The 17,716-nt window shown below is 57.1% G+C and carries 17 protein-coding genes; 16 read left to right on the forward strand and 1 reads right to left on the reverse strand.

What is annotated here, in order from left to right:
• Window positions 1–422: 422 nt before the first annotated feature.
• From H4N61_RS12195 to mnhG, 10 genes are all read left to right on the forward strand, one after another.
• Entirely contained in the window at window positions 423–1,679 is a 1,257-nt protein-coding gene (locus H4N61_RS12195; RefSeq protein ID WP_169195090.1) for a Glu/Leu/Phe/Val dehydrogenase, read from the forward strand.
• A 283-nt stretch (window positions 1,680–1,962) separates the two neighbouring features.
• The gene (locus H4N61_RS12200; protein WP_210257053.1) at window positions 1,963–2,415 is read left to right on the forward strand and encodes an oxidoreductase; all 453 of its coding nucleotides are present in this window, start codon (window positions 1,963–1,965) and stop codon (window positions 2,413–2,415) included.
• On the forward strand, window positions 2,402–3,907 hold the full coding sequence (locus H4N61_RS12205) for a diguanylate cyclase (protein WP_182394112.1): 1,506 nt from the start codon (window positions 2,402–2,404) through the stop codon (window positions 3,905–3,907). Before H4N61_RS12200 ends, H4N61_RS12205 begins: the two co-directional genes overlap by 14 nt.
• A 14-nt stretch (window positions 3,908–3,921) precedes the next feature.
• Window positions 3,922–4,791 carry an EAL domain-containing protein gene (locus H4N61_RS12210; protein WP_282567632.1) on the forward strand — a complete coding sequence of 290 codons (870 nt, stop codon included), beginning with the start codon at window positions 3,922–3,924 and terminating at the stop codon, window positions 4,789–4,791.
• A gap of 186 nt (window positions 4,792–4,977) precedes the next feature.
• Complete coding sequence (locus tag H4N61_RS12215) at window positions 4,978–7,884, forward strand: monovalent cation/H+ antiporter subunit A (protein WP_169196417.1); 2,907 nt, start codon at window positions 4,978–4,980, stop codon at window positions 7,882–7,884.
• Window positions 7,875–8,213: a Na+/H+ antiporter subunit C gene (locus tag H4N61_RS12220; RefSeq protein ID WP_169196418.1), complete on the forward strand. Its 339-nt coding sequence runs from the start codon at window positions 7,875–7,877 to the stop codon at window positions 8,211–8,213. Before H4N61_RS12215 ends, H4N61_RS12220 begins: the two co-directional genes overlap by 10 nt.
• Before the next feature lie 2 nt (window positions 8,214–8,215).
• A complete protein-coding gene (locus H4N61_RS12225) occupies window positions 8,216–9,799 on the forward strand; it encodes a monovalent cation/H+ antiporter subunit D (protein ID WP_169196419.1) in 1,584 nt (527 codons plus the stop codon).
• Window positions 9,796–10,281, forward strand: a complete 486-nt coding sequence (locus H4N61_RS12230; RefSeq protein WP_169196420.1) for a Na+/H+ antiporter subunit E — start codon at window positions 9,796–9,798, stop codon at window positions 10,279–10,281. The genes H4N61_RS12225 and H4N61_RS12230 overlap by 4 nt, the downstream gene beginning before the upstream one ends.
• The gene (locus tag H4N61_RS12235) at window positions 10,278–10,559 is read left to right on the forward strand and encodes a K+/H+ antiporter subunit F (protein WP_169196421.1); all 282 of its coding nucleotides are present in this window, start codon (window positions 10,278–10,280) and stop codon (window positions 10,557–10,559) included. The genes H4N61_RS12230 and H4N61_RS12235 overlap by 4 nt, the downstream gene beginning before the upstream one ends.
• Window positions 10,556–10,927 carry a monovalent cation/H(+) antiporter subunit G gene (gene mnhG, locus H4N61_RS12240; protein ID WP_182394114.1) on the forward strand — a complete coding sequence of 124 codons (372 nt, stop codon included), beginning with the start codon at window positions 10,556–10,558 and terminating at the stop codon, window positions 10,925–10,927. The genes H4N61_RS12235 and mnhG overlap by 4 nt, the downstream gene beginning before the upstream one ends.
• Here mnhG and H4N61_RS12245 read toward each other — a convergent pair.
• A complete protein-coding gene (locus H4N61_RS12245; protein WP_248306515.1) occupies window positions 10,924–11,364 on the reverse strand; it encodes a TM2 domain-containing protein in 441 nt (146 codons plus the stop codon). The genes mnhG and H4N61_RS12245 overlap by 4 nt on opposite strands.
• On the opposite strand from H4N61_RS12245, the gene H4N61_RS12250 reads away from it, so the two are divergent.
• The 6 genes from H4N61_RS12250 to phoU all read left to right on the forward strand — a co-directional run bounded on the left by H4N61_RS12250 (window position 11,341) and on the right by phoU (window position 17,704).
• Complete coding sequence (locus H4N61_RS12250) at window positions 11,341–12,096, forward strand: IclR family transcriptional regulator (RefSeq protein ID WP_182394115.1); 756 nt, start codon at window positions 11,341–11,343, stop codon at window positions 12,094–12,096. The genes H4N61_RS12245 and H4N61_RS12250 overlap by 24 nt on opposite strands.
• A 217-nt stretch (window positions 12,097–12,313) precedes the next feature.
• Window positions 12,314–13,324 (forward strand): substrate-binding domain-containing protein, encoded by a 1,011-nt coding sequence (locus H4N61_RS12255; RefSeq protein WP_182394116.1) that lies wholly within the window; start codon window positions 12,314–12,316, stop codon window positions 13,322–13,324.
• A gap of 67 nt (window positions 13,325–13,391) precedes the next feature.
• Window positions 13,392–14,771, forward strand: coding sequence for a phosphate ABC transporter permease subunit PstC (pstC, locus tag H4N61_RS12260; RefSeq protein ID WP_182394117.1), 1,380 nt, complete (start codon window positions 13,392–13,394; stop codon window positions 14,769–14,771).
• The gene (pstA, locus tag H4N61_RS12265; protein WP_182394118.1) at window positions 14,768–16,123 is read left to right on the forward strand and encodes a phosphate ABC transporter permease PstA; all 1,356 of its coding nucleotides are present in this window, start codon (window positions 14,768–14,770) and stop codon (window positions 16,121–16,123) included. The genes pstC and pstA overlap by 4 nt, the downstream gene beginning before the upstream one ends.
• Window positions 16,124–16,202: 79 nt before the next feature.
• Complete coding sequence (gene pstB, locus H4N61_RS12270) at window positions 16,203–16,970, forward strand: phosphate ABC transporter ATP-binding protein PstB (protein WP_216860349.1); 768 nt, start codon at window positions 16,203–16,205, stop codon at window positions 16,968–16,970.
• A 20-nt stretch (window positions 16,971–16,990) separates the two neighbouring features.
• Window positions 16,991–17,704, forward strand: coding sequence for a phosphate signaling complex protein PhoU (gene phoU, locus H4N61_RS12275; protein ID WP_169196429.1), 714 nt, complete (start codon window positions 16,991–16,993; stop codon window positions 17,702–17,704).
• Window positions 17,705–17,716 lie beyond the last annotated feature (12 nt).

Raw genomic sequence — 17,716 nt, forward strand, 5'->3', positions numbered from 1 at the left:
TCGTTGACAGCGTCTCATACTTTAGACATGTTCGCGCCATGTTGGCTCATATGGCAGAGATCATTGTGGAGCCTTTGCGGGGTATCCCCGTCGAAGGATTACAGCCCGCGGCCGCGCTGAATAGCACGGCGCGCGGGTCAGGTTAGTATTTCCCTCCACAACACGGTCTCACAAAGCACGTCGAACACAGCCCCGGCACGGCGACCACCGAATTGTCCATCATGATCCTTCATCACCAAGCCATAGCTGAATTTCTATGTCTTGATCCGTCGCAAACCCAGCGACGCCCTAAGCGCGAGACGCACGGTGCTCAGCCTGCCGCCTTCGCCGCCGAGGGTTTCGTTTCAAAGTCCATTGCGAGTTGGACTTTCGGGGTTGTGACACTCCATTTACCTGCAGTGTTCTAGGAGGAAGCTAAGAACATGACGGATACACTACTGTCCCGCGCCCTTGTTCGTCTCGATGAGGCTGCGTCGCATATCGATGTCGACGCCGACGTGCTTGAAAAGCTGAAATTCCCGCGTGAAACGCATAAGATGCGCCTCATGATCCGTATGGATGATGGTTCGCGTAAGTCTTTCCTGTCCTGGCGTTGCCGCTACGATGACACCCGTGGCCCAACCAAAGGCGGCATTCGTTTCCACCCGCACTCCACTGAAGACGAAACCGAAACCTTGGCGTTTTGGATGACCTTCAAGTGCGCGGTTATGAACCTGCCTTACGGCGGTGGTAAGGGTGCGGTTCAGGTGAACCCACGCGACCTTTCCAAGTCTGAGCTAGAGCGCCTCTCCCGCGCTTACATGCAGGCTTTCTCCCGCGTCATCGGTCCAGATCGCGACATTCCGGCTCCAGACGTTTACACCAACTCCATGATCATGGGTTGGATGGCTGACGAATATAACCAGATCGTCGACGCCGTTACTCCAGCCGTTATCACCGGTAAGCCAATCGCTCTCGGCGGTTCGCTGGGCCGTGACGACGCGACTGCACGAGGCGGCTTCTATCTCGTCCGTCGCCTCGCCAACGACCTAGGTCTCGCCGACAAGTTGCGCGTAGCGATCCAGGGCTTTGGTAACGCCGGCCAGCACATGGCTCGCCTTATGGCGTCCGATGGCCACATCATCGTTGCTGTCTCGGACACCGGTGGCACCGTTTACAACGCCAACGGCCTCGACATCGAAAAGCTGTTCGAAGCCAAGAAGAACGGCAAGTCGGTCGCTTCCTTGGTCGCCGACGGCCAGGCAACGGCAATCGACGACGTCGTCGGTGTTGACTGTGACGTGCTTGTTCCATCGGCGATGGAAGACATGATCACCATCGACAATGCCGATCAGGTCAAGGCCAAGCTCGTTGTTGAACTCGCAAACGGCCCTGTCACCGCGCAGGCAGATGCGATCCTCAACAAGAAGGGCGTCATTGTCCTCCCAGATATTCTGGCGAACGCTGGCGGCGTGACTGTTTCCTACTTCGAGTGGGTTCAGAACCGTCAGGGCTTCTACTGGCCACTCGACGAAATCCATGAACGCCTGCGCGTCATCATGGAACGCGAAGGCGCTGCTATCTGGCAGGTGGCAAAGGACAAGAACATCAGCGTCCGTACGGCCGCCTATGTGACTGCACTGAGCCGCATCTCGACCGCCATTGAAGCGCATGGCACTCAGCCGTTCTTTCAGAGCTGAAAAGCCGTAGATCGCTGAACCTTACCGCCCGGATGGTCCCAGACTGTCCGGGCGTTTTCGTTTTAGGCGGAAGCCAGAGCCTTAAACCGCTCTAGCTGATACAAATTCCGACAATTAAAACAAACTAATCCACCAATAGAATCTCAAGCACAGACAACGCATTACCCCGCCATATTTAATCTCGAGTTAGGAAGATAGAGACATACTACAAGCAACAGCAACTGGTTAATGCCATGCAAAAACAGTATTACGAACCTCCTGCCAAGCTTTAATAGCAACACTATTGTTCATCACCCCAAACTTTGCTGCCGAAAACACCCGCCCAATTCTCACGATATCAGGGCACAGCGGCGCAACGTCTGAGGCGGACGAGATCACTTATGATCAGGCCAGCTTAGAAGCGATGATGACTGCATCGATCACCACAAGTACGCCGTGGTTCGATGGCACCTCCGTTTTTGAGGGCATACCCCTCGAAGAGCTAATCGGCGAGCTGAATGCGGGCGCCACCAAGATCACCGCCATCGCACTCAATGATTACATGACCGAGATTCCGTTCGACGACATCAAGGCCAACAAGCCGATCCTAGCCCTCAAGCGGGATGGTGAGTTTATGAGCGTTCGCGACAAAGGCCCGCTGTTCATAATCTACGCGTACGACTTCAAGCCAGAGCTACGCACGCACCACTATTATTCACGGTCAGCTTGGCAGGTTGCAAAACTTGTCATCGAATGAGGCCAACCAGCTCGGCATTATTAGACTGCTCAATTGGCTTCTCGTTGGCACAGTAGTCCTGTTTGCCGCAGCGACCTACTACGTCAGCTCAATTGAGGCTGAACGTCAGCATGCACACGACACGTTCTCACCCTATGAAGTAGCCTTTGCAGTCGCCCAGACCGTGAACGAATTTCTGCGGTTCGAGCAAACCTTGGCGATGTACTCTCTGCCCGGAAGCCAGCTGTCGATAGACGATGTGCGGCTCCGTCTCGATATCATTATTGGCCGCTTGCAGCAGTTCGAGCGCAGCACCGATCATGTCGGGGAAGAGCGCCTCGTCGTGAACTTCATGCACACAAATCCGGGCTATGGCGAGACCATGACGGAGGTCAAAAAAGCGCTCGACATCGCCGATATCGCCCTAAACTCTGGCGACACCCCAAACATGGCGCTGGTCCACACCAGCCTTCGCGCGCTCAATCGACTAGACAGCAAAATGGCGAGTTTTGCGGCGCAAGCGTCCAGCTATTCCGCTCAGCTCTATGCCGGTGACAAGCGTGAATTGCAGGATATCGCAAGCTTCTCAGAAATCCTCAAAGCCATTCTCATCGGGTGCGGCGCGCTCCTCGTCGGCGTCCTCACACTCAAGCTACGGCTACTTGATCGAACACAAGTCAAACTCCGCGACCTGACGGCCGAACTCACACGCACAATGCAGTCCGTGACCGTCCAGAACGAACGGTTTGACGCCGCACTCAACAATATGAGCCACGCGCTCTGCATGTTTGATAAGCACCGAAAACTCGCCGTCTACAACAGCCGTTTCAGCGCTTTAACGTGCATTGACGAGAGCGAATTAGAAGGGCTTTCCATCAACGCCCTGCGCAAGAAAGGCAACCGCACCTTTCAATATCTGTATGACGCTATTGCCCCCTCCGTCATCAAGCGCCGCCCCCAGCTCGTTATTACCGATCTGCCCAACAAACACAGCTATGCCGTCAACCAAACGCCGATGGCAAATGGGGGATGGCTCGCAACCTTTGAGGATATCTCTGGCGTCCGCGCAGCCGAGGCGCGGATCACCCATATGGCACTGCATGACTCATTGACCGGTCTGCCCAATCGCGCGCACTTCCGCCAGCGCCTCGAGCATGTGTTGGGCCAGAAGGATGAGAAGGACAGCCATATGGCCTTCTTCTTCCTCGACCTCGACAAATTCAAAGACATCAACGACACGCTCGGTCACCAAGTTGGTGATGACCTATTGCGCGCTGTCGCCGCCCGCATGCTCGCCGCCCTTCCAGACGGGTACTTCCCCGCGCGGTTTGGCGGCGACGAGTTCGCGGTGATGAGCACATTAGGCAAGGCCAAAGACCACCAGGGCTTTAGTGTATGGCTGATTGACCAGCTCTCCCGCCCCTACCTTATCGGGACGAACTCTTTACGTGTTGGCGTCAGCATTGGCATAGCGACTTGGTCTAGCGATCTCCGATTTCGTCCGAGGAATTGATCCGACGCGCCGATGTGGCGCTATACCAAGCCAAAGCTGACGGACGCGGTCAAATCAGCTTCTATCTTCCGCAGTTGGACGAAACTCGGGTCCGACACGCACGACTAGAGACCGACCTAGCGGTCGCCCTTGAACGCAATGAGATGTCGCTGGTCTTCCAACCCATCGTCTGCACCATTTCGGGCAGACCTATCAGCTACGAAACCTTGGCGCGCTGGACGCATCCGGAGTTTGGCCCCATTCCCCCCGAGACCTTTATTGCGCTCGCCGAAGCGAACCAGACCATCTTCAGCATTGGCGACTGGGTGCTCAATCAAGCATGCGCCCAAGCGGCGACTTGGGAGGAAGACACCAGCGTGTCTGTTAATATATCCCCTGTCCAGTTCCGCGACCCTACGCTCGCTTCCAGAATATCGTCCACCCTCGAGCAAACTGGACTACCACCGTCGCGCCTTATTTTAGAAATCACCGAAACAGCATTTCTATCTGCGTCAGACACAACACTATCGACATTGAAACACTTCAAAGACTTGGGCGTTAAATTTTCAATTGACGATTTTGGCACGGGCTACTCATCACTTCAGAGCCTGCTGCGCTTTGAATTTGACAAGGTAAAGATCGACCAATCCTTCATCCGCGAACTTTCACACTCAACCCGTGCTCGCGCCGTTGTTGAGATGGTCACACAAATCACCAAGAAGATGAACATTACCAGCACGGCTGAAGGGGTCGAAACTGAAGAGCAACTTGCCTGCCTAGCTGAGCTTCTTTGCCCAGAAGTCCAAGGGTTCCTGATAAGCTCACCGTGTCCATTAAATGAGCTTCCGGCGGAACTTCAGCCCAGAATAGCCGGACCAACCGCCGACGCTTTACTGCGCGCATAAGACTCGCCCACTGTTCGCGGGCTGCCTGTCGAAAATTGTTCACAAAATTAATCAAATTGACCAGCTACGCTATTGCAATAGCGCCCCAAATTGCTGCCAAATAGGGCTGCACAGCGCTGCCAAGGGTAAAAGATTCTACTCATAGGTTAGCGGCCCCCTTACACTGGAGACCAACCGCGTGAACCGATGCCCGGCATAACTATCGCTTTCTTGTGTGTCGTGCCCTTCATCGCCAGTGCACTGGTGCTGAACTTTCCTGCTGCTGCTCGAAATGCCGTTGCCTGGGTGGCCGGTGCTGTTTGCGCTGCGGGTCTTGCGGCAACGATCAGCTTTTTCCCACAAATCGCAACTGGTGGGGCTGTTCAACACACGATCGAGTGGATGCCTTCGGCAGGACTCAACCTCACGTTCCGCATGGATGGCCTTGCTTGGCTCTTCAGCATTCTGATCACCTTTATCGGCGTTCTGGTTGTTCTTTACGCGCGCTACTACATGTCGCCGCGCGATCCCGTTCCGCGTTTTTACGCCCTTCTGCTCGCCTTCATGGGCGCCATGCTCGGCGTGGTGCTATCCGGTAATGTGATCCAACTCGCCATTTTCTGGGAAATGACCAGCTTGGTCTCGTTCCTGCTGATTGGCTATTGGTATCACCGTGGTGACGCCCGCGACGGCGCGCGCATGGCGCTCATTATTACCGGCACGGGTGGACTCGCCCTGTTTGTGGCGCTGCTGCTGATCGGTCACATTGTTGGTAGCTACGAGCTCAACGACATTCTCGCCTCTGGCGATCTGATCGTTTCGCACGAGCTCTATCCGGTCACGCTGATCCTCTTCCTGCTCGGCGCTTTCACCAAAAGCGCGCAGTTCCCCTTCCACTTCTGGCTGCCGAACGCGATGACCGCGCCGACCCCTGTGTCGGCCTATCTGCACTCCGCAACCATGGTGAAGGCGGGCGTATTCATGCTCGCCCGCTTCTGGCCGGTTCTGTCGCAATCTGACCTCTGGTTCTGGATTGTTACCTATTCCGGCCTCGCAACGCTTCTGCTCGGCTCTTACGTCGCGCTCTACCAGCGCGATCTGAAGGGCCTTTTGGCCTATTCGACCATCAGCCATCTGGGCCTGATCACCACACTTCTCGGCATGGGCACACCGCTCGCTGCGGTCGCTGCGATCTTCCACATTGCCAACCATGCGACCTTTAAGGCGTCGCTGTTCATGGCGGTGGGCATCATCGACCACGAAACCGGCACCCGAGACATCCGCAAACTGTCGGGCCTGCGCAAGGCCATGCCATTTACCGCGCTGTTCTCGATCATTGCCTGCGCGGCCATGGCCGGCGTTCCGCTGTTGAACGGTTTCCTCTCCAAGGAAATGTTCTTCACCGAAACCGCAGAGTTCAACGAGAACCCCTTCGTCAACATCTCGCTGCCACTCATCGCAACGATTGCGGGCGCCTTCTCGGTCGCCTACTCGCTGAAATTCGTCCACGGCGTCTTCTTCGGCCCGGAAAGCACCGAGCTCGAAAAGACCCCGCACGAGCCCCCAGCGCTTATGCGTCGCCCGATCGAGCTCTTGGTTATCATCTGTCTCGCCGTCGGCATTGTGCCCGGCTTGACTATCGGACCTTACCTCGCTGCCGCTGTAGCCTCAGTACTTGGCCAAGATGTGCCTTACTACAGCCTGTCGATCTGGCACGGCTTCAACCTGCCACTGATCATGAGCTTGATTGCCCTCGCGGGCGGCGTGCTCATCTACATGCTTTACAACCGCCAGCTGCGCGACACCGATCAGGCGCCACTGTTCCGCGGCATCATCGGCCAGCGTATTTTTGAGCGTCTCCTGCTGACGGCGACCAATCGTTGGGCCAAGAACACCGTCCAAAAGCTCGGCACCACCCGTCTGCAAACACAGCTGCTTATCGTGGTGCTCGCCTCCCTCTTCGCGGGCTTTGGCGCCGGTTGGGCACGCATGGGCAATCTGCCGCTGCCGGAGAGCTTCGATCCGATTTTGGCCATTGTCTGGCTCTTGGGCGGTTTCAGTGCTCTGGCCGCAGCACAGCAAGCCAAATTCCATCGCCTTGCCGCGCTCATTCTCATGGGCGGAGCGGGTCTTGCGACCTGCCTAACCTTTGCGTGGTTCTCCGCGCCAGATTTGGCGCTGACCCAACTTCTGGCCGAAATTGCCACGACCGTGCTGATCCTTCTTGGCCTGCGTTGGCTGCCAAAACGCAGTCCCGTTGCCGAAGACACCACTTGGGCCGTTCGCATTCGCCGTCACCGCGACTTCGCCATTGCCACCGCAGTTGGCCTCGGCGTTGGCCTGGCCGCCTATGCCATCATGACCCGCCCCGCCGTCGATGGCATCTCGCGCTACTTCGTCGAGAACGCCTACGCCAAGGGTGGTGGCACCAATATCGTCAACGTGATGCTGGTCGACTTCCGCGGTTTTGATACCTTGGGCGAAATCACTGTTCTCGGCGTTGTCGCGCTCACGGTCTTCGCCCTGCTGCGCCGCTTCCGTCCAGCCAGTGACTCTGTCTCTCGCCCTGAACAGCAGGTCGCGCAAGCCACCTTTGCCGAAACCGAAGAAGACGACCGCAAGGCGCTCAACGAGTTCATGCTCGTCCCAGCCCAAATCATGCGCTGGCTCTTCCCGGTCATTGTAACCATTGCGCTCTACATGCTGTTGCGTGGCCATGATCTACCAGGTGGTGGCTTTATTGCCGGCATCATCATGTCGCTGGCCTTCATTCTCCAGTACATGTCGAATGGCATTCGCTGGGTTGAAAGCCGCCTCCGTATCCGTCCGATCCTCTGGATTGGTTGGGGCCTAATGGCAGCCTTGGTCACGGGTTTGGCGTCTATGGCCCTCGGTTATCCGTTCCTCACGACGGCTTTCGCCTATCTCGACATACCGCTCATCGGCAAAGTGCCGCTAGCGAGCGCTCTCATTTTCGATATTGGCGTGTTCACACTCGTGGTCGGCGCAACTGTGCTCTTGCTCATTGCTCTCGCCCACCAGTCCATCCGTGGACCAAAGCCTGCCTCAGCGCCGCGCCGTAAGCCAACCAAGGGAGCTGATCAATGGAACTGACCCTTGCCATCGCCATTGGCGTTCTCACCGCGTCCGGCACCTATCTCGTCCTGCGTCCTCGCACCTTCCAGGTGATCATTGGTCTGTCGCTCATTTCCTATGGCGTGAACCTATTCATTCTCTCGATGGGCCGCCTGCGTACGGATGCCCCACCGATCATCACAGACAAAGCAAACATCGACCCATCTCAATATGCTGACCCGGTTCCGCAAGCGCTGGTTCTGACCGCAATCGTCATCGGCTTTGCGATGACTGCTCTTTTCCTCGTCGTCATGCTGGCCACCCGTGGCCTGTCGGGCAATGACCACGTCGACGGAAAGGGGAGCTAAGGATGGATCTCGCTCACGTCGCTATTCTACCGATCCTCATTCCGATGATCGCCGTCATCACCAATCTGCTGATTGGTGATGGTCGCAGCGATCGTTTCGTCGGATTGAACATCGCTTTCGCCGCAATGAGCGTACTGGTTGCAGTACTGCTCGTCGCTTCGATCATTCTAGCTGGCGATGCGGCAGTGGCCGTTTACCCGCTTGGCAATTGGCCCGTACCGTTCGGCATTGTGCTGGTTGCGGACCGACTGGCCGCAATCATGGTGCTGCTCACAGCGGTCCTCGCCTTTGCTGCCTTGGTGTTTGCATCGGCCCATTGGTATCGCAATGGCACGAACTTCTTCCCACTCTTCCACGCCCTGACCATCGGTCTTTATGGCGCGTTCCTGACTGGGGACTTGTTCAACCTTTTCGTCTTCTTCGAAATCCTGCTGGCCGCGTCCTATGGTCTGGTTTTACATGGTGGTGGTCGCAATCGCGTCCGCCCTGCCCTGCACTATATCGCCGTCAATCTGGTCGCCTCATCGCTCTTCCTCATCGGCGTAGCCTTGATCTATGGCACCACCGGCACCTTAAACATGGCCGATATCGCTCGCGTATCGGCGCAGTTGGGTGAAGAGAACCGCGGTCTGTTTGAAGCAGGCGCTGCTATTCTCGGCGTTGCTTTCCTCGTCAAGGCTGGCGCCTGGCCCCTGCACTTCTGGCTCCCGACCGCCTATTCGGCAGCAGTTCCGCCGGTCGCAGCCCTCTTTGCGATCATGACAAAGGTCGGCTTCTATGCCCTCTTGCGTCTCTGGACCCTCGTCTTTGGCGAAGGCAATGATTTCGGCCAGAACACGCTATTCGTGCTCGGCCTTCTCACCATTGCCTATGGCAGCTTGGGCGTACTGCAGTCCAAGGCTCTCGATCGCCTCGCCAGCTACTTGATCATCGTTTCTGCAGGCACGCTGCTGCTCAGCGTTGCCTATAACGACCCCGGCGTCACAGCTGGCGCGCTGTTCTACGTGATCGTCGCAACTCTCGCAGCGGGTGCCCTGTTCCTCCTCAAAGACATCATCGACCAAGGCTTGCCCGCGGAAGCGCAAGTTCTCGCCGTTTCGCTCGAATTCTACGGCGACGAAGAAGATGAAGAGATCGACGAAGATCAGGAAGTTAGCCCCACCATTCCCGCCGGAACGGCGCTGATCAGCTGCTGCTTCGCCATTATCGCCCTGTTGATGGCGGGCCTGCCGCCTTTTGCTGGCTTCTTGTCGAAGTTCATCATGCTGTCCTCAGCGTTCGACGCAAGCAATGCTCCAACTGCGGCGACCTGGTGGTACACTGCGGCAATGATCATTTCAGGGCTCTTGGTGCTCATCGCCATGGTGCGTAACGGCATCAACATCTTCTGGACCTCCATGCCTGAAGAAGGCATCCAGGTGCGGGTGGCCGAAATTCAGCCCATCATCGGCTTGATTGGCATCTGCGTGCTAATGACCTTGTTTGCCGGGCCCATCCTCGACATCCTCAACGACACGGCCGCCCTCTTGCATTCGCCTCAGGCCTATATCGACGCTGTCTTCACCAGCATGAGGAACACACAATGAGCAGGCTGTTCCCCTATCCTGTCCTCTCGCTCATGCTGCTGTTGTTGTGGCTCACGCTGCAGCAATCTGCCGGGCTCGGCCACATCATAATGGGCATCGCCATAGCGATTGCCGTGCCCCACTTCGCACTCCCCGTTCTGCCGGATCGTGTCCGCATCAAACGGGTCTTGCCCTTGGTCAAAATGACCTTTGTTGCAGGGCTCGACATTATCCGGTCGAATTTGGCCGTGTTCACTATTCTCATTCAGAGACGACCAAAGCCCACGGCCGAGTTCATCGAGATGGAACTCCAACTCACCAATGAGTTTGCCCTGGCCATCTTGGCCTGCATCGTCACCGCCACGCCGGGCAGTGCTTGGCTGCAATACGACAAAGAACGTAATGTGGTATTGCTCCACGTGTTCGATCTGATTGATGCCGATGAATGGATCAACACCGTCCGCAATCGCTACGAGAAACCGCTGTTGGAGGTATTCCAATGAGCCACGATATTCTGATGTGGAGCATTACCAGCGCACAGGTCATGCTTGCGGCCGCGATGCTCGCGACCCTCTATCGTATGTTCATGGGCCCGCGCGCCCAAGATCGCATCCTGGCGCTCGACGCTCTATACGTCGTCGCCATGCTCCAGCTGATCGCTTTGGGCATTCGCACGGCGAACCAAATTTACTTTGAACTGGCCATGCTGATCGGACTTTTGGGCTTTGTCGGCACCGTCGCCTTGGCAAAGTTCCTCATGCGTGGCGAGGTGGTCGAATGATCCCCGACCTTCCCCTCTGGCTCGCAATCATCGTTTCCGCATGCGTGGTTATTGGCTCCTTGCTCACTCTTGCAGGGTGCCTTGGCCTGGTACGGCTCAATGATTTTTATCTGCGCATTCATGCCCCCACGATGGGCACAAGCATGGGTGGCGGACTGATCCTCTTGGGCTCGGCAATCTATTTTACCGTCATCCAAGAGCGTCCTGTCTTCCATGAGATCGCGATTTTTGTCTTCATGACACTCACGACCCCGGTGACGCTGATGCTGCTCGCACGTGCGTCCTTGTTCCGGGATCGCTATGAAAAGGCACTGACGGAGGCCAATAAGGCCGAAGACGTCAAGATCGAGAACCAGCCTACAAACTAGTAGCGGCGTCCAAGAACGCGGTTCGCAACCTCATTATTCCGGCGTGAAATCATGCCGGGAATAAGCAAGGCATCAATGAGCCACCACGCGCCCATGATGAACCACAAAAATGCGAACAGTCCGAAGCTGACAAAAGTCAGCAGCGCAAAAAGCGCAGACATCGCCAGCATGATGAAACCGCTGACCACACGCCCGAGGTAAAAGCGGTGTACACCGATATAGCCGAGGAAAAACCACAGCACATAGGCGATGATCGGGGACTTCTTTTCGATGTCATACTGCGCATAAGCACGATCTTGCGTCATTTTTTCTCCTAGAAAATTGCGCCTTATGTGGTGGTGGAACCACCAAAATACAAGCGTATCAACGGAACCGCGCTTGACCTTGTTCCGAGACAACGCGACAAAGCTCCCATGCGTGATGGCGATATCATTCACGGCCTGATTAGAGGCCTATCGGTTATCGAATGTTTCGATGAGGAACATTCACGGATGTCGATCACCGAAGTTTCCGCGAGAACTGGTCTGGAGCGCGCAACCGCACGCCGATGCCTGCTCACTCTCGTGCATCAAGGCTATGCCACTTATGATGGTAAGTTCTTCCAGCTCACGCCACGCGTCCTAAAGCTGGGACATTCCTACCTCGCCACCACGCCCCTACCCCGCCTGATCCAGCCATTTTTGGAAGAGCTATCGCGGGATACCAATGAGTCAACGTCTGCAGCAGTGCTCGATGGAACCGACATTCTTTATGTCGCGCGCGTCTCGACGCGCCGAGTGATGTCCATCAATCTGGCCCAAGGCGCGCGCCTGCCGGCTTATTGCACCTCCATGGGCCGCATATTACTGGCCGACCTGCCCCAAGACCAAGCGCGCGATATTCTCGAACGGTCCGAGTTGATTGCCTACACAGAGCGCACCAAGGCAGATATGCCCTCAATTCTGACAGAGCTGGCCGTCGTCGCGGCTCAGGGCTTTGCGGTCATTGATCAAGAGCTCGAACTCGGCCTCTGTTCCATCGCCGTGCCGCTCTATAACTCGTCCGGAAAAGTCGTCGCCGCCGTCAACATCGGCGCCCAGACAGCACGCGCTCCGACCTCGAAAATGATCGCGCATTTTTTACCGCTCATCCGCAAAATTCAGTCCGAGCTGCGCCCCCTCCTGCGTTAATCGTCTCAGATTCTCTGTGTCACACTCCGTCACATAAGCTGTCACACAGCGTATCATCTTTCATTTTGTCATTCTAAACCAGCATCTTAGTGCGTCACATACCTGTCACCGAACTGCAATAAATCTGTCGCCGTGCAGCAATATGGTCCTCCACGTTCAGGGCGGCCAGACAGATGGCTGGCCAAGACCTAAAACGAATTTCGAGAGGGAATTCCCTATGAAGATCGCACTCTACGCTAGCACCGCTGTTGTCGCTCTCGCCGCTTTTGGCACTGTCGCCGCTCAGGCTCGCGACACCATCCAGATTGCTGGCTCCTCGACCGTTCTCCCATTCTCTTCCATCGTCGCTGAAGAGTTTGGCGCGACCTTCCCTGAATTCAACACACCAGTGGTCGGTTCGGGCGGCACCGGTGGTGGCTTCCGTCAGTTCTGCGAAGGCGTTGGTGAAAACACCATCGACATCGCCAATGCATCGCGTCCAATCCGTGACAGCGAGCGCGAAGCTTGCAACGCCGCTGGCGTGACCGACATCCGCGAAATCCAGTTCGGCTTTGACGGCATTGTTTTCGCATCGGCCGCGTCGGGCGCTGATTTCGCCCTGAAGCCAGAACACGTCTACAAGGCCATCGCGGCTAAGGTTCCTGTTGATGGTGCCCTTGTCGACAACCCATACACCACTTGGGACCAAGTCGACCCATCCCTGCCGAACCAGCCAATCGCCCTCGCGATCCCTGGCTCGAACCACGGCACGCGCGAAGTCTTCCAGGAGAAGGTTGTCGCGCCAGGTGCAGAAGCGGTCGGCCTGCCAGACGGCCTTTCGGAAGAGGAAGCCGAAGCCGCTGTCACCACCTTCCGTCAGGACGTCGTTGTCGAAATCGCCGGCGACTACACCGAAACTCTGGCTCGCCTGACCGCAGACAAGAACACCATCGGCGTGTTCGGCCTTTCGTTCTACGACCAGAACAAGGACACCCTCAAGGTCGCGACCATTGATGGCGTTGTTCCTTCGCTCGAAACCGTTGCTGCCGGCGAATACCCAGTTTCCCGTCCACTCTACTTCTACGTCAAGGGTCAGCACATCGGCACGATCCCGGGCCTAGCTGAATTCACTGAATACTTCATCTCTGAAGGTATGTCGGGTCAGGGTGGCACTCTCGAATCCGCGGGTCTGATCCCGCAGCCGGCAGAAGTCACTGCCGAAGTACTGGCTACCTTCCTGGGCCAGTAATTCTCCCAAACAGCGGGCCGCATCTGATGCGGCCCGCATCTCTTAGGGCCAGTAAGGACCCCACAAAGTGAACACAGCGATCGTTGCCGGATTACTCATCGTCCTGCTTGGTCTTGCTTACCAGCTCGGCTGGTCCAAGAGCCGCGCTCTCGCAACGCCAAACGGCGTTCGCGTCCATTCTCGTTCCCAATATCACGGCTCCCTCGCCGCGATTTGGACTCTGGTGCCTGCCGTTCTAGTGCTGGCCATCTGGGCCTTTTTCTCCCCCGGCGTCACCCATTGGTTCACGGTCTCGCAGATCCCAACGGATGTTCTCACGGGGCTCGACCAAATGGGCCTCAACGCCCAACTCAAGCGCATTCAGGATATCGCCTCTGGCTTCGGTGTCACTGGCGAGCTTTTGCCGTTTGAACAAGCCGCTGGCGAAAATCTGGGACGTTTCCAGCTTCTCTCATTTCTAATCATGCTGGCGTCGGCAGCCGGTCTTGGCATCCTAGGCCTAAACCTTGCCCGCCGCCGCATCAGCCCGCGCCTTCGCGCCCGAAACGAGGTTGAACGCGCCATTTCCTGGCTTCTGATCGCCTTCTCGGCCGTCGCGATCCTCACCACCGTAGGCATTGTTGCCTCGCTGGTCAGTGAAGCACTGCGCTTCTTTACCTTCGTCAATCCGCTCGATTTCTTCTTCGGCACCGTCTGGGCGCCAAAGTTCTCCTCCACCGGGGCGGGTGATGCCGGGTCTTATGGCCTACTCCCTCTCCTGGGTGGTACGCTGATGATTTCAGCCATTGCCATGCTGGTTGCGGTACCGATCGGTCTGATGACCGCCATCTACCTCAACCAATACGCCCATAAAAAAGTCCGCGCAGTCATCAAGCCAGTGATCGAAATCCTCGCGGGTATTCCAACCATTGTTTATGGCTTCTTCGCCCTCGTCACCGTCGGACCCTTCCTGCGCGACTTCGGCGCATCCATCGGCATCTCGATCAGCGCCACCAGCGCTCTGACTGCCGGCATCGTCATGGGCGTGATGATCATCCCGTTCATCTCCTCCCTGTCCGACGACATTCTCAATCAGGTTCCGCGTACGCTCCGTGACGGTGCCTACGGCCTCGGTGCCACCCAATCCGAAGCCATCCGTAATGTGCTTCTGCCTGCAGCTCTCCCGGGCATTGTCGGCGCATTCCTCTTGGCCGTGTCCCGCGCCATTGGTGAAACCATGATCGTGGTTCTCGCTGCCGGTAACGCTCCAATCCTGCGCGGCAACCCGCTGGAGCCTGTCTCCACCATCACCGTGTCGATTGTTAATCAGCTGACCGGCGACACCGACTTCACCGGCCCGCAATCGCTGGTTGCCTTCGCCTTGGGCCTGACGCTCTTCGTCATGACCCTCTGCCTGAACATTGTCGCCCTCTACATTGTCCGTCGCTTCCGGGAGCAGTACGAATGACCAACACTGTCCTCGACACTGCCGCCGAACGCCGTAAACGCGTCCGCGATGGACTGGCGCGCCGTCACCGCACCGAAAAGCTTTTCCGTGGCTTTGGCGTCGTCGCCATTGCACTCGCTCTTGGGTTCGTCGCCATTCTGTTCACCGACGTTCTCCGTAAGGGCGTTCCAGCGTTCATGCAGTCGAACCTGCATCTGGAAATCACCTACGATCCTGAACTGATCAAGATCGAGCCAGCCCCTGTCCGCACTGCCGGCCTGTCCGATGCTGAGTTTCATGCTGCCAACATGGCCTGGCAGCGTAAGCTCGCCATGCTCAACTGGAACAACGTCATTGAAGCCTCCCTGCGCAAAGCAGCGCCGGAAGGGTATGAGATTGACACCCGTCAACTCCTGACCATTGCCGAGACCGACGCCCGTCACGAAGTCCGTGAGCGTCTCGTCGCCGACCCATCCCTGATGGGCCAAACCGTGCAGATGGAGCTTCTCGCTTCGGCCAATGCCGATAACTGGATCAAGGGCAATATTGACCGCAGCTTGGGCGACGGTCAGCAACAGCTCTCGGCCCCGGCGCGTGCTCTCATCGACATTTTCGAAGAAGACGGCACCATCACGCAGGGTTTTGCATGGTCGCTGCTCTCCAGCGTTGATAGTCGCTCTGCTCCCGCATCGGCAGGCCTCCTGGGTGCCTTCATGGGTTCGCTCTGGATGATGCTGATTGTGGTTGTGCTCGCCGTGCCAATTGGCGTGGGCAGCGCGATCTATCTTGAAGAGTTCGCTCCCAAGTCGCGCCTTACCGACCTGATCGAAGTGAACATCAACAACCTCGCGGCTGTTCCCTCGATCGTCTTCGGTCTTCTGGGCGCCGCAGTGTTCATCAACTGGTTCCGCCTCCCCATCTCTGCGCCCTTGGCTGGTGGACTCGTCCTCACCTTGATGACACTCCCGACCATCATCATTGCCACCCGCGCAGCATTGAAGGGCGTATCCCCGGCCCTGCGCCAGGCGGCGCTCGGCATGGGTGCCTCCAAGACGCAGATGGTGTTCCACCACGTGCTTCCCGTCACCTTCCCTTCGATCCTGACCGCCACCATCATCGGCGTCGCTCAGGCTCTGGGCGAAACCGCGCCGCTCCTCTTGATCGGCATGAACGCCTTCGTTGCGTCGGTCCCCGGAACCCCGCTCGATCAGGCGACCGCCCTCCCCGTTCAGATCTACCTCTGGCAGGGCAACGAAAACCGCAACTTCTTTGAAGCCCGCACCTCCGCCGCTATCATGGTCCTGCTGGCCTTCATGATCTCCCTCAATGCGATCGCGATCTTCCTCAGATCTCGCCTCGAAAAGCGCGCATAAGGATCACATAATGGATATCCTTGCCTCCAAGGCCAAGACAGCCCACACTGCCCTCGGCGCAAATACGGATCTGTCTGAAATGATCGCGCATCCCATTCGTCTGACTGCCCGCGATGTCACCGTGCACTATGGTGCCAAGCAAGCCTTGCACGGCATTTCCATTGACATCCCAGATCGCTCTGTCACCGCTTTCATCGGTCCATCGGGCTGCGGTAAGTCGACCTTCCTGCGCTGCATCAATCGCATGAACGACACCATTGAAGGCGCCAAGGTTGGCGGTAAAATCGAACTCGACGGTCAGGACATTTACGCGCCAGACCTTGACGTGGTTGAACTGCGCGCCCGCGTTGGCATGGTGTTCCAAAAGCCGAACCCGTTTCCGAAGTCGATTTACGACAACGTCGCCTACGGCCCACGCATTCACGGACTTGCCCGCAATAAGACCGATCTCGACGCTATCGTCACCTCCTCGCTGCAAAAGGCAGGTCTCTGGAACGAAGTGAAGGATCGCTTGCAGGAACCAGGCACCGGCCTGTCCGGCGGTCAGCAGCAACGTCTGTGCATTGCCCGCGCCATCGCCGTTGGCCCAGAAGTCATTCTCATGGACGAGCCCTGCTCGGCCCTCGACCCGATTGCAACCGCCATCATCGAAGAGCTCATTGACGAGCTGCGGACCAATTACACCATCGTCATCGTCACCCACTCGATGCAGCAGGCAGCCCGCGTCTCGCAAAAGACTGCCTTCTTCCACTTGGGTAATCTGATTGAACAGGGCGACACGGAAGACATCTTCACCAACCCTGTCCACAAGCAGACCCAAGACTACATCATGGGCCGTATCGGTTAATCTAAGGGGAGAGCACAGCCATGCCACACAATACCGGCACAGAGCACATCGTTACCTCGTATAACGAAGAACTTCTCGCCCTCGCGCAGGCCATCGCCGAAATGGGTGGTCAGGTGGAAACGGCTGTCGAAAACGGCACGCGCGCCCTGCTCAAGCTCGACCGCGAACTGGCTGACGTGACCATCATCGCCGACCAGCGCATTGACGACATGCAACGCAAAATCGACGAAATGGCCGTGTCCATGATCGCCCGTCGTCAGCCAATGGCGTCCGACCTGCGTTCGATCATCACCGCCATCCACGTGGCGTCGGATCTTGAGCGCGTTGGCGATATGGCCAAGCAATTGGCCCGCCGCTCGCTCAAGCTCGAAACGATCAACCTGCAGGCCTCGTTCTACAGCGGCGTCCGTAACATGACCGCTCTCGTGCTCGGTCAGCTCAAGGAGGCGCTCGACGCCTACGCCAATCGTGATGCGGAAGCTGCCGTTGACGTTTGCAATCGTGATGATGATGTCGACGCCATGCACACTTCCCTGTTCCGCGAACTCCTCACCTATATGATGGAAGATCCGCGCAACATCACTTCTTGCACCCAGCTTTTGTTCTGCGCCAAGAGCCTTGAACGTGTAGGCGACCACGCAACCAATATCGCTGAACGCGCTTACTATCTTTCGACTGGTAAGCAGCTCACCAGCGACGTCCAAGAACTCCAACGTCAGCAGATCAAAGCCTAAGCGCCAATTTCG

Origin of the sequence: Devosia sp. MC521, from assembly GCF_014127105.1 — a bacterium.
Taxonomy (GTDB): Bacteria; Pseudomonadota; Alphaproteobacteria; order Rhizobiales; family Devosiaceae; genus Devosia.